Raw genomic sequence first — 13489 nt, forward strand, 5'->3', positions numbered from 1 at the left:
TGGGAGAAAAATACCAGATGAGGGCCTTTCCTGCTGAATCGATTGCGCCTCGTCTGACGGATTGCGTCCTACAGGCCCGTCGCCGGGTATCATGGAGACCTTTGCTGATCCGCGATGATTCCCATGGATTTTCCCAGCCTGACCACCGAACGCCTGCTGCTGCGGCCGTGGCGCCATGACGACCTGGCACCCTTCGCTGCGCTGAACGCCGACGCCGAGGTGATGCGCCATTTCCCCGCCTGCATGAGCCGCGAGGACAGCGACCTGCTGGCCGCCCGCATCCTCAAGCACTTCGACGAGCACGGCTTCGGCCAGTGGGTAGTCGAACGTCGCGGGGATGGCGCCTTCATTGGCGTGCTTGGTTTGCAGCGGGTGTCCTTCGACGCGCCGTTCACTCCGGCGGTGGAAATCGGCTGGCGCTTCAACACGGCTTACTGGCGGCAGGGCTATGCGCTGGAGGCGGCTCGCGCGGCGCTGGCCTTCGCCTTCGAGCAGTTGCGGCTGGAGGAAGTGGTCGCCTTCACCGTGCCGGCCAACCTGCCGTCCCAGGGGCTGATGCAGCGCCTGGGCATGCAGCGTGATGAGGCCGGAGACTTCGAGCATCCGCGCCTGCCGCAAGGCCATCCGCTGCGCCAGCATGTGCTCTACCGGATTCGTCGCCCATGAAGCCGATCGAAGGCGTCCGCGTCTATCACGAGCTGAGCAGCCATCGCCCGGAGCGTTTCGCCCCCGGCCCCGGCCAGCTCGACTGGGCGACCCAGCCTGCCGCCTTCCGCCGCTATGCCGGGGCGCGCTGCATCGAGCTGCTGCACCGGCCACAGGAAGAGTCGCCGGGATATGACGAGGTGTTCGCCGGGCCCCTCGGTACGCCCGCGCCGCTGAACCTCGCCAGCGTCTCGCAACTGCTCTACGACAGCCTGGCGCTGTCGGCCTGGAAGGACGCCGGCAGCAGCCGCTGGGCGCTGCGGGTCAACCCGTCGAGCGGCAACCTGCACCCGACCGAGGCCTATCTGTTGCTGCCCGCCGGGGCTGTGGATAACGCTGCGCTGCTGGCGCACTACAGCGCCGACGAGCATGTGCTGGAGGTGCGCGCCGAGCTGCCTGCGCCGCTGGCCAGCCAACTGAACGATGCATTGCCCGCCGGTGGATTCGTGCTGGCGCTGGCGAGCATTCCCTGGCGCGAGGCCTGGAAGTACGGCGAGCGCGCCTACCGCTACTGCAATCACGACCTTGGCCACGCGCTGGCCTGTCTCGCCATTGCCGCGGCGATCCAGGGCTGGGAAGTGCGTTTGCTGCGCGGCGTCGCCGAAGCGCAATTGGATACGTTGATCGGCCTCGACCGCGACGGCTTCAGCGAGCACGAATTCGCCGATGCACTGCTGTGGATCGGCCCGGCGCAATCTGCCGAATTCACGCTGCCGAACACGCTGCTCAAGGGCCTCGCCGAGCTGCCGCTGACGGGGATGCCCAATCGCCTGTCGCGTGACTATCGCCACTGGCCGGAGCTGGAGCGGGTGCATCAGCTGTGCCGTGCTCCTGCGCTGCCAACGCACGACTGGTCGACATCAGAAGCCGAGGCGGCTGTGGGTAACCCCGGCCTGCCGCTGCGCCCGATCCTGCATCGCCGACGCAGCGCACAGTCCATGGACGGCCGCAGCGGCATTCACGCCGAACTGTTGTATGCCTGGCTGCGCCGTCTGATGCCCGAGCGCTCGCCCGTGCCCTTCGCCTGTACTGGCGAGCCGGCGCGCCTCGACCTGCTGCTGTTCGTCCACCGCGTCCAGGGCCTGGAGCCGGGCCTTTACTGGTTGGGCCGCAGCGGCCGCGAGGCGGGCGGGCTGCGCGAGGATTACCTGTGGCAGAGCGTGGAGGAGAGCGGCGTGCCGCTGTACCGCCTGCTGTCCGGCGACGCACGCGGGCTGTCGGCGTTTCTCTCCTGCGGGCAGGACATCGCCAGCGACGGCTGCGTCGCTTTCGCCATGCTGGCTGATCTCGATGCCGCGCTGACCGAGGGCGCGTGGACCTACCCGCGCCTGTACTGGGAAGCCGGACAGGTTGGCCAGTTGCTCTACCTGGAAGCCGAAGCGGCGGGCCTGTCGGGCACCGGTATCGGCTGCTATTTCGACCCGGCGCTGGACGAATTGCTCGGCGGTGGTCCGGACTGCCCGGTCAGCCTCTATCATTTCACCATCGGCCGCGCGGTCTGGGACGAACGCCTCAGCAGCCTTCCCGCTTATCCGTCGCCACGCCGACTCCCACTTCAGCAAGACCGCAATTGAGGAAACAACGCGCATGACCCAGATCCTGGACAACCTGGTGGCTCTGCTGAGCCTGGAACAGATCGAAGAGAACCTGTTCCGCGGCATGAGCCAGGACCTCGGGTTCCGCCAGCTGTACGGCGGGCAGGTACTCGGCCAGGCGCTGTCGGCGGCCAGCCAGACCGTCGAGCCGGAGCGTCATGTGCACTCGATGCATGGCTACTTCCTGCGCCCGGGTGACGCCAGCAAGCCGGTCGTCTATCAGGTCGACCGCGTGCGCGACGGCGGCACCTTCAGCACCCGCCGCGTCACCGCGATCCAGAAGGGCCAGCCGATCTTCGCCCTGAGCACTTCGTTCCAGACCGACGAGGGCGGCTTCGAGCACCAGATCGCCATGCCCGACGTGGTCGGCCCGGAGAACCTGCCGACCGATCAGGAACTGAAGAAGCGCAGTGCCGCGCAGTTCCCCGAGCGCATCCGCGACAAGCTGCTCTATCCCAAGCCCATCGAAATCCGCCCGGTGACCGAGAACGACCCGTACGACCCCGAGGTCGGCGAGCCGATCAAGTACCTCTGGCTGCGCGCCGACGGCAAGCTGCCGGACATCCCGGCACTGCACAAGTACATCCTCGCCTACGCCTCGGACTTCGGCTTCCTCACCACCTCGCTGCTGCCCCACGGCCGCTCGGTGTGGCAGAAGGACATGCAGGTCGCCACCATCGACCATTCCGTGTGGTTCCACCGCGACCTGCGCGCGGACGAGTGGCTGCTCTACGCCATCGACAGCCCCTGGGCCGGCAATGGCCGCGGCTTCGTGCGCGGCAGCATCTTCAACCGTGACGGTCAGCTGGTCGCTTCCTCGACCCAGGAAGGCCTGATCCGCCACCGCGAGGACTGGGCATGACGCTGGAAGGCATCCGCCACTGGGTGTTCGACATGGACGGCACCCTGACCCTGGCGGTGCATGACTTCCCGGCGATCAAGCGCGCCCTGGGGATTCCCCAGGAGCACGACATCCTCACTCACCTGGCCGCGCTGCCGGAGGACGAGGCGGCGGCCAAGCATGCCTGGCTGCTGGAGCACGAGCGCGAGCTGGCGGTGGCTTCCACTGCGGCTCCCGGCGCAGTCGAGCTGGTGCGTGCGCTGCATGGCGCCGGTTATCGCCTGGGCATCCTCACCCGCAATGCCCATGAGCTGGCGCTGATTACGCTGGCGGCGATCGGTATCGGTGATTGCTTCCTGACCGAGGATGTCCTCGGCCGTGGCGAGGCTGACCCCAAGCCCAGCCCGGACGGCCTGCTGCGCCTCGCCGCGCGCTGGGACGTGGCGCCGCAGCGGATGCTGATGGTCGGCGATTACCGCTTCGACCTCGACTGCGCCCGCGCCGCCGGCGCGCACAGTGCGTTGGTGAACCTTGCCGAGAACCCCTGGCCAGAGCTGACCGACTGGCACGCGCAGGACTGCGCGGAGCTGGGGCGGATGGCGGGGGTTCTGGGCTGACCTCATACCCACACCGATGGCTGGGTGGGTGGAGGTCGCATAACGCGCCAGCGTTATCCGCCGGAGTAACGTGCGGCGGATAACCTGTTCCAGGTTATGCGCCCTACGAAACTGTCTTCTTTCCGGCAAGTCTGTGCCGACGTTTCCCCCTCACCCCAGCCCTGGCTGCGCGCCCCGCTCCTGGGGGAGAGGGAGCAGATTGTGCCGGCTGACGCTGTAGTTTCATCCTGCGCCGAACGGTCCCCTCTCCCTTCGGGAGAGGGTTAGGGTGAGGGGCCGTCAGGCCGCTTCTCTTAAAGCTCCGGCGTCCAGGTCACCGCCAGCAGCGCGGTGCGGCCAGGTTCCTGGTAGGGGCGTGCTTCGCCCATGAAGTCCATCGGGCTGGTCGGGCGCAGGTAGTCGCCCAGGGTGTAGTCGCGGTCCAGGGCGTTATCCAGCTTCAGGTCGAAGCGAATCTCGTCGCTGGCCAGCCAGCTGGTGCGCAGGTCGAGCACGCCGTAGCCGGACAGCTCGCGGGTGTTGGCCGCATCGTCGTAGCGCTGGCTGACCGCACGCCAGGTGCCGCCGACGCCGAAGGCGCCGAACTGGCGATCCAGGTCCAGGCTCAGGGTGCGCCGCGCGCGGTACGGCAGGGTGTGGCCGGTGTCGCGGTCGCGCGGGTCGATCAGGCTCAGGCCGAGCGCGGCCTGCCAGCCGAGCACGTCGCGGGCGACGCTGGCCTCGAAGCCATTGATGCGCGCCTTGTTGATGTTCTCGGGCTGGTTGCTGGTGCTGTCCCAGGCGATCAGGTCGTCGATCTCGGTGCGGTACAGCGAGGCTTCCAGGTGCGTTCCTTCGATGTCCCCGCGCCATTGCAGCTCGTAGGTCTTCGAGGTCTCGGCCTTCAGGTCCGGGTTGCTCGCGCCGGGGTAGTAGAGGTCGCTGAAGGTCGGCGCGCGAAAGCCTTCGCCGTAACTGGCGATCCAGGTCTGGTTGTCGCCCACCGGCAGGCTGAAGGCGGCGTTCCAGCTGTTCTGGCTGCCGTAGGCCTGGTTGTTGTCGTGGCGGATACCCAGCTCGGTGCCGAAGCTGTCGCCCTTGAAGCTGTGCTGGGCGAAGAAGGCGCGGTTGCTGCGCTGGTCGTCGGCGAAGGCGGTGGTGCCGTCGACCTTGTCTTCGTACCAGTCGGTGCCCAGGGCGAGCTGGTTGGCGTCGTCCAGTTGCAGGCGGTTGATCCAGCTCGCCGAGTGGCGGGTGGTTTCCAGCGTGCCGTTGTTCCAGCTGTCGGCGGCACCCACGGCCTTGTTGCGGTCGAAGCTGCGGCCCAGCTCCAGGCGGCTGTTCCACATCTTGGTGATCTGGCCGTCGAGGTAGGCGCTGTAACTGCTGACGCGGAATTCGTCGCGGGGCGAGCCCGGCTCGAAGTTGTAGGCGTCGTCGTATTCGTTCTTGCCGCGCTGGTCGTTGAGGTTCAGGCCGGCCTTCCAGTCCTCGCTGAAGCGATGGTCCAGGTTCAGGTGTACGGCCTTGTTGCGCTGGGCATCGTGGTCGTTGTCGGCACCGACGTTGTCGCTGGTGCGGTCCCAGCCCTGGCTCTCGTCGAGGCTGCCGCCGAGGTTGTAGCGGGTCTGCTCATTGCCGCCGGACAGGCTCAGGCTGCGCTCGAAGGTGCCGTGGCTGCCGGCGGCCAGGCGTACTTCGGGGTGCAGGCCGGCTTCGCCGCGACGGGTGAAGATCTGGATGACCCCACCGATGGCGTCGGCGCCGTACAGCGCGGAACGTGGGCCGCGGGTCACTTCGACGCGCTCGATGCTGTCGATGCTCAGGTAGTCCAGGCGGGCGATTCCGCTGCTGGCCGAGGCGACGCGCTGGCCGTCCACCAGGACCAGGGTCTGCGCGGTGCTGGTGCCGCGCACGGAGTACGAGACCACGCCGCCGGAGCTGCCCATCTGCACGCCGGGCACGCGGGCGAGCAGGGCGGGCACGCTGCGAACTTGCAGCCGCTCGATGTCGGCACGGGTGAATACGCTGTTGGCCGAAGTGGCTTCGGCACGCGGCTGGGCCTGGCGTGCGGAGGTGATCACCTGGTCGGAGAGCCGGTAGATGTCGTCGGCGGCGAAGGCCAGGCCGGGCAACAGGCTGGTGGCCAGGGCGAGTCGGGTCAGTTTCATGGAACGTCCTCAAAAGCGGTCGGATGACTTTCGAGGAGGGCGTGGCAAGGGCGGCAGGCCGCACTTGACGGTGCGGCCCTCCGCAACACCTGTCGGGGCGTGTCGAGGGCGGTCTCCGGGCTGCCGACGTCACATCGCCGCCTTCCCGCATTCAGCAGTGGCGGATGGCGATGCTGCGCTCCTTAAGGGGCGCGTCGGTTACCGTTGCGGGGGCAGCGCAGGTCTTTCACCTGCTTCCCGTTACCTCGAACGAAAACGGGCGCACCTTAGTCGGTGCGCCCGTCACTGGCAATACTCCCGGGGAGGGATGCGCCGATCGGTCTCAGCGGTTGCCGAGGGCATCCAGGCGCGCCTTCACCGAGGCTTCGATGCCGGCGGCGTCTAGCCCGCACTCCGCGAGCATCTGCGCGGGTTTGGCGTGCTCGACGTAGTAGTCCGGCAGGCCCAGGTGCAGGATCGGCTGCTGCAGGTTCTCGCGGGCGAGGAATTCGCTGACGGCGGCGCCGGCGCCACCCATCACCGAGTTCTCCTCGATGGTCACCAGCAACTCGTGGCTGGCGGCCAGTTGGCGCACCAGCTCTTCGTCCAGCGGCTTGACGAAGCGCATGTCGGCAACGGTGGCATCGAACTGCTCGGCCACTTTCAGCGCTTCGGCCAGCTGCACGCCGAACACCAGGAAGGCGACCTTGCCGGCCTTGCCTTCGCGGCGCAGCACGCCCTTGCCGATCTCGACCGGTTCCAGCGCCGCCTCGATGGGGGCGTTGGGGCCGGTGCCGCGCGGGTAGCGCACCGCCGCCGGGCCTTCGAAATGATGGCCGGTGGTGAGCAGCTTGCGCAGTTCGTTCTCGTCGCTGGGGGTCATCACCAGCATGCCGGGAATGCAGCGCAGGTAGGAGAGGTCGAAGCTGCCGGCGTGGGTCGGGCCGTCTTCGCCCACCAGACCGGCGCGGTCGATGGCGAACAGTACGTCGAGGTTCTGCACCGCGACGTCGTGGACCAGCTGGTCGTAGCCGCGCTGCAGGAAGGTGGAGTAGATCGCCACCACCGGCTTGGCGCCATCGCAGGCCATGCCGGCCGCGAGGGTCACGGCGTGCTGCTCGGCGATGGCGACGTCGAAGTAGCGGTCCGGGAATCGGTCGGCGAAGGCGACCAGGTCGGAGCCTTCCTTCATTGCCGGGGTGATGCCGACCAGGCGCGGGTCCTGGGCAGCCATGTCGCACAGCCACTGGCCGAATACGCTGGAGTACTTCGGCCCGCCGGCCTTCTTCGGCACGGCGTGGGCGGGGGCGCCCTCGGGCTCCAGCTTGGTGATGGCGTGGTAGCCGATCGGGTCGATCTCGGCCGGGCCGAAGCCCTTGCCCTTCTTGGTCACCACGTGGAGGAACTGCGGGCCCTTGAGGTCACGCATGTTGCGCAGGGTGGCGATCAAGGTTGGCAGGTCGTGGCCGTCGATGGGGCCGATGTAGTTCCAGCCCAGCTCCTCGAAGAGCGTGCCGGGGACCAGCATGCCCTTGGCGTATTCCTCGGTGCGGCGGGCGATCTCCCAGGCGCCGGGCAGGCGCGAGAGCACCTTCTTGCTGCCTTCGCGCATGCTGCTATAGGTGCGGCTGGAAAGGATCTTGGCCAGGTAGTTGGACAGGCCACCGACATTGTTCGAGATCGACATGTCGTTGTCGTTGAGGATCACCAGCATGTCGGCCTTGACCTCCGACGCGTGGTTGAGCGCCTCGAAGGCCATGCCGGCGGTGAGTGCGCCGTCGCCGATCACCGCCACCGACTTGCGACCGGAGCCCTGCATGCGCGCGGCGATGGCCATGCCCAGGGCGGCGCTGATGGAGGTGCTGGAGTGGCCGACGCCAAAGGTGTCGTACTCGCTCTCCGAGCGGCGCGGGAAGGCGGCCAGGCCGTCCTTCTGGCGCAGGCTGCCCATGCGCTCGCGGCGACCGGTGAGGATCTTGTGCGGGTAGGCCTGGTGGCCGACGTCCCACACCAGGCGGTCGTCCGGGGTGTCGAAGACGTAGTGCAGGGCGACCGTCAGTTCGATGACGCCCAGGCCCGCGCCGAAGTGCCCGCCAGTCTGGCCGACGCTGTACAGCAGGTACTGGCGCAGTTCGTCAGCGAGGGTCAGCAGCTCCGCTTCGCCCAGGCGACGCAGTTCGACCGGCGTGCTGGCGCGGTCGAGCAGGGGCGTGGCAGGGCGCGCGCGGGGAATCTCGTGAAACGTCGTGGGCATCAGGCTGATCGTTATGAGAAGGCAAAGATGCGGAAGTTTACCTGATGCGCGGAAATGGCCCAAGCAACGTGGGGCCAATCCTTTGGACGACCGGATGGTCGGGATGTTGTCGTCAGGCTGTGCCGAAATCGTCGTCGCTGCCGGCGATTGCGCGCAAGCGGGGCCGGGCGCGAGACTCCATGGTAGACCGATCACCGACCGGCGGCGGTTTGCCGCAGGCTTTTGTTGCAATCTGAGGAGAATGGCGTGGCCCGACTGACCCTGGATGAACTGCGCGAACTGTCGGTGGCGATCCTGCGCCACAACGGCTTCAGCGAACCCCACGTACAGGCGGTGACCGACACCGTGCTGGCCGGCGAGCGCGACGGCTGCACATCCCACGGCGTCTGGCGGCTGCTGGGCTGCATCCATACCGTGCGTGCCGGCAAGGTGGTGGCCGATGCCGTGCCGGAACTGTCCGAGCCCGCGCCGGCACTGGTGCGCGTGGATGCCAAGGGCGGCTTCTCGCAATGCGCCTTCGATCTCGGCCTGCCGAAGCTGGTGGAGAAGGCCCGCAGCCAGGGCCTGGCTGCGCTGGCGATCAACCATTGCGTGCACTTTTCGGCGCTGTGGGTGGAGATCGAGCGGATCACCGCCCAGGGCCTGGTCGCGCTGGCGGTTACTCCGGCCCAGGCCTATGTCGCGCCGGCTGGCGGGACTCGGCCGTTGTTCGGCACCAACCCCATCGCCTTCGGTTGGCCGCGCGCAGAGAACGATCCCTATGTCTTCGACTTCGCCACCACGGTGGTGGCGCGCGGGGAAATCCAGCTGCACGAGCGCGAGGGCAAGGCGATTCCGCTGGGCTGGGGCATCGATGCCCAGGGCAACCCCAGCACCGACCCGAGCGCGGTGCTCGATGGCGCCATGCTGACCTTCGGCGGGCACAAGGGCTCGGCGCTGGCGACCATGGTCGAGCTGATCGCCGGCCCGCTGATCGGCGACCTGACCAGTGCGGAATCTTCGGTATTCGACGAAGGGACAAAATCCTCGCCCTACCACGGCGAGTTGCTGATCGCGCTGGACCCGGCGCGCTTCCTCGGCGGGGATGCCCCGCAACATCTGGCTCGGGCGGAGAAGCTGTTCGAGTCCATCGTCGACATGGGCGCGCGGCTGCCGTCGCAGCGGCGTTTCGCGGCGCGCCAGCGCAGCCTGGCCGAGGGTGTGGAGATCAGCGATTCGCTGTATGCCGATTTGCGCAAGCTGCTGGAGTAACGCCGCTCCTACAGGTCCCTTCTGCGGATGGGGCCGCGAGAGCGTAGGGCGGATAACGCTGGCGCGTTATGCGCCCTACGGCTAAGCGCAGTCCTCGAACCTGTTTCCGACATAAAAAAGCCCCGGCGCAAGGCCGGGGCTGAGCATCGGCGCGGGACTGGCCGACAGTTCACTCCCGCGCCGACGAACCCTCAGCGAGTCACCGCACTGCGCGTCGTCTCGCCATCCACCAGCCGCGCGATACCCAGCGGGTTGGCGTCCTTCAGCGCTTCGGGCAACAGCGCGTCCGGGTAGTTCTGGTAGCACACCGGGCGCAGGAAGCGGTCGATGGCCAGGCTGCCGACCGAGGTGCCGCGTGCGTCGGAGGTGGCCGGGTAGGGGCCGCCGTGGACCATCGTGTCGCAGACTTCCACGCCGGTCGGGTAGCCGTTGATCAGCAGGCGCCCGGCCTTGCGCTCCAGCACCGGCACCAGCGCGGCGAAACGCGACAGGTCCTCGGCTTCGGCGATCAGCGTGGCGGTGAGCTGGCCGTGCAGGCCGTCCAGCGCGCGACGCAGCTCGGCATCGTCGGCCACTTCGACGACGATGGTGGTCGGGCCGAAGACTTCTTCCTGCAGCAGCTCCTCGCCTGCCAGCAGCAGTTCGGCCTTGGCCTGGAACAGCTGCGGCAGGGCCTGGTTGCCTTCCTGCGGCTGACCGGCGAGGTGGCGGATGGCGGGGTGGGTGAGCAGGCGGGCGATGCCTTTTTCGTAGCTCTTCAGGGTGCCGGCGTTGAGCATGGTCTGCGCCGGGCGCTGGCCGATCTCGGCGATCAGGTTGGCGACGAACAGGCTGAACGCCGGCGAGGCGATGCCGATGACCAGGCCGGGGTTGGTGCAGAACTGGCCGCAGCCCATGACGACCGAATCCACCAGCTCGCGGGCAATCTTCTCGCCGCGTGCTTCCAGGGCGGTGGGCAGCACCAGCACCGGGTTGATGCTGCTCATCTCGGCAAACACCGGGATCGGTTGCGGACGCGCGGCAGCCAGGTCGCACAGTGCGCGGCCGCCCTTGAGCGAGCCGGTGAAGCCGACCGCCTGGATCGCCGGGTGCTTCACCAGCGGTTCGCCGACGCCGGCGCCGTAGATCATGTTGAACACGCCGGCCGGCATGGTGGTGGATTCGGCCGCGCGGGTGATTGCCTCGCCGACGAATTCGGCGGTGGCCATGTGGCCGCTGTGGGCCTTCACCACCACCGGGCAACCGGCGGCCAGTGCAGCGGCGGTATCGCCACCGGCGGTGGAGAAGGCCAGCGGGAAGTTGCTGGCGCCGAACACGGCCACCGGGCCGACGCCGGTGCGGTACTGGCGCAGGTCCGGGCGAGGCAGCGGCTGGCGCTCGGGCAGCGCGCGGTCGATCCGCGCGCCGAGGAAATCGCCACGGCGCAGGACCTTGGCGAACAGGCGCATTTGATTGGCGGTGCGGCCACGCTCGCCCTGGATGCGCGCGGCGGGCAGCGCGGTCTCGCGGCAGACGGTGGCGATGAAGTCGTCGCCAAGGGCTTCGAGTTCGCTGGCGATGGCGTCGAGGAACTGCGCGCGGCGCTCCGGCGACAGGGCGTTGTAGGCCGGGAAGGCGGCTTCGGCGGCGCGGGCGGCGGCGTCGACTTCAGCCTCGGTGGCCTGGAGGAATTCCCGGGGCAGGGCTTCGCCGGTGCTGGCGTCGAGGCTCTGCAGGCGGACAGTGCCGGCGCCGATGCGCTGGCCGGCGATGAAGTTGTGGGCGGTCATGGGCAGGCTCTCTGGGGCTGGATTTCGGTGTGGCGTAGAGCCCCTCTCCCCAGCCCTCTCCCTGAAGGGAGAGGGAGTGTCCGAGTGGCTTTGGCGGCCGTGCTTTGCTGATGCCTTGATTGCAGGCGGAGCACGCGGGTTCCCTTTACGCCGAACCAGTTCCCTCTCCCTGAAGGGAGAGGGTTAGGGAGAGGGCGCGGCTGACCGGGGGCTCAGGTGTCCCGGCTGGCACGAAACGCTCTCAACTCTGCTGTGTTTACCTTAGAGCCCCACATCCGGCAGCTTCGGCCGATTGGCCAGCGCCTTGGCCATGATCGTCTCCACATGCTCGCGATCAGCACCTTGCAGCGCCAGGCGCGGCGGGCGGGTGAGGGCGGTGCCGCGGCCGGCGATCTCTTCGCAGAGCTTGATGCACTGCACCAGGTCCGGGCGGGCGTCGAGGTGGAGGATCGGCATCAGCCATTCGTAGATCGGCATGGCTTCTTCGTAACGACCCGCCTTGCACAGGCGGAAGATGGTCTCGCCTTCCTGCGGGAAGACGTTGGACATGCCGGAAATCCAGCCCTCGGCGCCCACCGCGATGCTTTCCAGAACCACGTCGTCGAGGCCGGCGAAGAGGATGAAGCGGTTGCCGACTTCATTGCGCACGTCGATGAAGCGGCGGGTGTCGCCGGAGCTGTCCTTGAAGCAGACGATGTTCTCGCAGTCGGCCAGGGAGATGAGGATGTCCGGGGTGACGTCGTTCTTGTAGATCGGCGGGTTGTTGTAGACCATCACCGGCAGATCGGTGCTGGTGGCCACGCTGCGGAAGTGCGCGGCGGTCTCGTGGGGCTTGGAGGAGTAGACCAGGGCGGGCATCACCATGATGCCGTCGACACCGACCTTCTGCACCGCCTTGGCTACCTGGGAGGCGCCGTGGCTGGTGAACTCGGCGATACCGCAGATCACCGGCACGCGGCCGCCGGAGGCGTCCTTGGCGACCTCGGTGACAGCCATCTTCTCCTCGATGGACAGCGAGGTGTTCTCGCCGACGCTGCCGCACACTACCAGGCCCGACACGCCATCGCGCACCAGGTTGGAGATCACCTTGTGGGTGGCTTCCAGGTTGACCGAGAAATCGTCGTTGAACTGAGTGGTCACCGCGGGGAACACGCCACTCCAATTGACCTTCTTGCTCATGTTTGTCTCCAATTGTCGTATTTCGTATACGAAAGTTCTGGAAGGTTTTCCTGAAATTTCGTCGTCGGGTGCCGCTACGCGGCGAATCAGGGTTGAAAAGGGGAAATCAGTAGCCGTTCGGCCAGGTGTCCGAGAGCCGGTAGCCTTCGGGCCACGGATCGGACGGGTCGAGCAGGTGCTGGTGGGTGCCGGTGATCCAGGCACGGCCGGAAATGCACGGGTGGATCGCCGGTTTGCCGCCGACGCTGGTGAGGCCGTCGATGCGGCAGTGGAACTTGGAATCGATGATCGAGTGGCCGACGAAGCGTTCGCCGTCTTTCAGCTGACCCTTGGCATGCAATACCGCCATACGCGCCGAGCAGCCGGTGCCGCAGGGCGAGCGGTCGATCTTGCCGGGGCGGATGACCACCGCGTTGCGGCCGTGCAGTACGCCGTCGACGCGCTCCACCGGAGCGGTCAGCTGGCAGAAGGAGATGTGCGCCCAGTCGTGGTTTTCCGGGTGCTTGAAGCCCAGTTGCTGGTTCGCCGCCTGGGTGATCTTCAGGCCGGTGGCGACCAGGTCGGCGGCCTCCGAGGCGTGCAGGGTGAAGCCCAGGGCGTGGGCATCGGCGAGCACGAAGCTGTCGCCGCCGTAGGCGGTATCCACCTGCAGCGAGCCCAGGCCTTCCACTTCGATCCAGGCATCGAGCTTGTCGGCGAAGGAGGGCAGGTTGCGCACTTCCACGCGCTGGACCTTGCCGTCCTTGCAGTCGGCCACGGCTTCGATCAGCCCGCCGGGAGCTTCCAGGGTCAGGCGCGTCTGCGGTTCCTGCATCGGCAGGATGCCACTGTCGAGCAGCACGGTGCTGACGCACAGCGAGTTGGAGCCGGACATTGGCGGCACATCGGCCGGCTCCATGATGATCCAGGCCATCTGCGCGCGCGGGTCCTTCGGCGGCACCAGCAGGTTCACGTGGCGGAACACGCCGCCGCGCGGTTCGTTGAGGACGAAGTTGCGCAGCACGTTGTCGCTGGCGATGTAGCGCGACTGCGCCCACACGGTGTCGCCCGGCGGCGGGGCGACGCCGCCGACGATGACATCGCCGACCTCGCCTTCGGCATGGCAACTGACCACGTGGATGATCTTGCTCGAACGCATGTCTGTCTCCT

The 13489-nt window shown here is 67.6% G+C and carries 10 protein-coding genes and 1 riboswitch; of the genes, 5 read left to right on the plus strand and 5 right to left on the minus strand.

Annotation, left to right across the window (positions count from 1 at the left end; all coding sequences use genetic code 11):
- The first annotated feature begins 123 nt into the window (after positions 1-123).
- From ABKS89_RS04130 to ABKS89_RS04145, 4 genes are read left to right on the plus strand one after another with little or no spacing between them, the layout of a single operon-like run.
- Positions 124-666: a GNAT family N-acetyltransferase gene (locus tag ABKS89_RS04130; protein ID WP_348589662.1), complete on the plus strand. Its 543-nt coding sequence runs from the start codon at positions 124-126 to the stop codon at positions 664-666.
- Entirely contained in the window at positions 663-2279 is a 1617-nt protein-coding gene (locus ABKS89_RS04135) for a nitroreductase family protein (protein ID WP_348589661.1), read from the plus strand. Before ABKS89_RS04130 ends, ABKS89_RS04135 begins: the two co-directional genes overlap by 4 nt.
- Before the next feature lie 13 nt (positions 2280-2292).
- The gene (gene tesB / locus ABKS89_RS04140) at positions 2293-3162 is read left to right on the plus strand and encodes an acyl-CoA thioesterase II (RefSeq protein WP_138212072.1); all 870 of its coding nucleotides are present in this window, start codon (positions 2293-2295) and stop codon (positions 3160-3162) included.
- Entirely contained in the window at positions 3159-3758 is a 600-nt protein-coding gene (locus ABKS89_RS04145; protein WP_138212073.1) for an HAD family hydrolase, read from the plus strand. Before tesB ends, ABKS89_RS04145 begins: the two co-directional genes overlap by 4 nt.
- A gap of 293 nt (positions 3759-4051) precedes the next feature.
- Here ABKS89_RS04145 and ABKS89_RS04150 read toward each other — a convergent pair whose 3' ends face one another.
- On the minus strand, positions 4052-5908 hold the full coding sequence (locus ABKS89_RS04150) for a TonB-dependent receptor domain-containing protein (RefSeq protein WP_138212074.1): 1857 nt from the start codon (positions 5906-5908) through the stop codon (positions 4052-4054).
- Positions 5909-6014: 106 nt separating this feature from the next.
- Positions 6015-6189: riboswitch (cobalamin riboswitch) on the minus strand.
- 41 nt (positions 6190-6230) lie between these two features.
- Positions 6231-8141, minus strand: a complete 1911-nt coding sequence (gene dxs, locus ABKS89_RS04155) for a 1-deoxy-D-xylulose-5-phosphate synthase (RefSeq protein ID WP_348589660.1) — start codon at positions 8139-8141, stop codon at positions 6231-6233.
- A 246-nt stretch (positions 8142-8387) separates the two neighbouring features.
- Between dxs and ABKS89_RS04160 the strand changes: the two genes are divergently transcribed.
- The gene (locus ABKS89_RS04160; protein WP_348589658.1) at positions 8388-9392 is read left to right on the plus strand and encodes an Ldh family oxidoreductase; all 1005 of its coding nucleotides are present in this window, start codon (positions 8388-8390) and stop codon (positions 9390-9392) included.
- Between the two features lie 191 nt (positions 9393-9583).
- Here the strand turns inward: ABKS89_RS04160 and ABKS89_RS04165 are convergent, their stop codons facing one another.
- The 3 genes from ABKS89_RS04165 to ABKS89_RS04175 all read right to left on the minus strand — a co-directional run bounded on the left by ABKS89_RS04165 (position 9584) and on the right by ABKS89_RS04175 (position 13478).
- Complete coding sequence (locus tag ABKS89_RS04165; RefSeq protein WP_348589656.1) at positions 9584-11161, minus strand: aldehyde dehydrogenase (NADP(+)); 1578 nt, start codon at positions 11159-11161, stop codon at positions 9584-9586.
- Between the two features lie 261 nt (positions 11162-11422).
- Entirely contained in the window at positions 11423-12340 is a 918-nt protein-coding gene (locus ABKS89_RS04170; RefSeq protein ID WP_015475498.1) for a dihydrodipicolinate synthase family protein, read from the minus strand.
- A gap of 106 nt (positions 12341-12446) precedes the next feature.
- Positions 12447-13478: a trans-3-hydroxy-L-proline dehydratase gene (locus tag ABKS89_RS04175; protein WP_348589654.1), complete on the minus strand. Its 1032-nt coding sequence runs from the start codon at positions 13476-13478 to the stop codon at positions 12447-12449.
- Positions 13479-13489: the final 11 nt, after the last annotated feature.

The organism is Pseudomonas sp. LABIM340, from assembly GCF_040017195.2.
Taxonomy (GTDB): Bacteria; Pseudomonadota; Gammaproteobacteria; order Pseudomonadales; family Pseudomonadaceae; genus Pseudomonas.

Excerpts from the sequence above, each read along its gene's own strand:
- ABKS89_RS04175 (WP_348589654.1), bottom strand. The coding sequence starts at position 13,478 with ATGCGTTCGAGCAAGATCATCCACGTGGTCAGTTGCCATGCCGAAGGC.
- ABKS89_RS04145 (WP_138212073.1), top strand. The coding sequence starts at position 3,159 with ATGACGCTGGAAGGCATCCGCCACTGGGTGTTCGACATGGACGGCACC.
- ABKS89_RS04170 (WP_015475498.1), bottom strand. The coding sequence starts at position 12,340 with ATGAGCAAGAAGGTCAATTGGAGTGGCGTGTTCCCCGCGGTGACCACT.
- ABKS89_RS04165 (WP_348589656.1), bottom strand. The coding sequence starts at position 11,161 with ATGACCGCCCACAACTTCATCGCCGGCCAGCGCATCGGCGCCGGCACT.
- ABKS89_RS04130 (WP_348589662.1), top strand. The coding sequence starts at position 124 with ATGGATTTTCCCAGCCTGACCACCGAACGCCTGCTGCTGCGGCCGTGG.
- ABKS89_RS04150 (WP_138212074.1), bottom strand. The coding sequence starts at position 5,908 with ATGAAACTGACCCGACTCGCCCTGGCCACCAGCCTGTTGCCCGGCCTG.
- tesB (WP_138212072.1), top strand. The coding sequence starts at position 2,293 with ATGACCCAGATCCTGGACAACCTGGTGGCTCTGCTGAGCCTGGAACAG.
- dxs (WP_348589660.1), bottom strand. The coding sequence starts at position 8,141 with ATGCCCACGACGTTTCACGAGATTCCCCGCGCGCGCCCTGCCACGCCC.
- ABKS89_RS04135 (WP_348589661.1), top strand. The coding sequence starts at position 663 with ATGAAGCCGATCGAAGGCGTCCGCGTCTATCACGAGCTGAGCAGCCAT.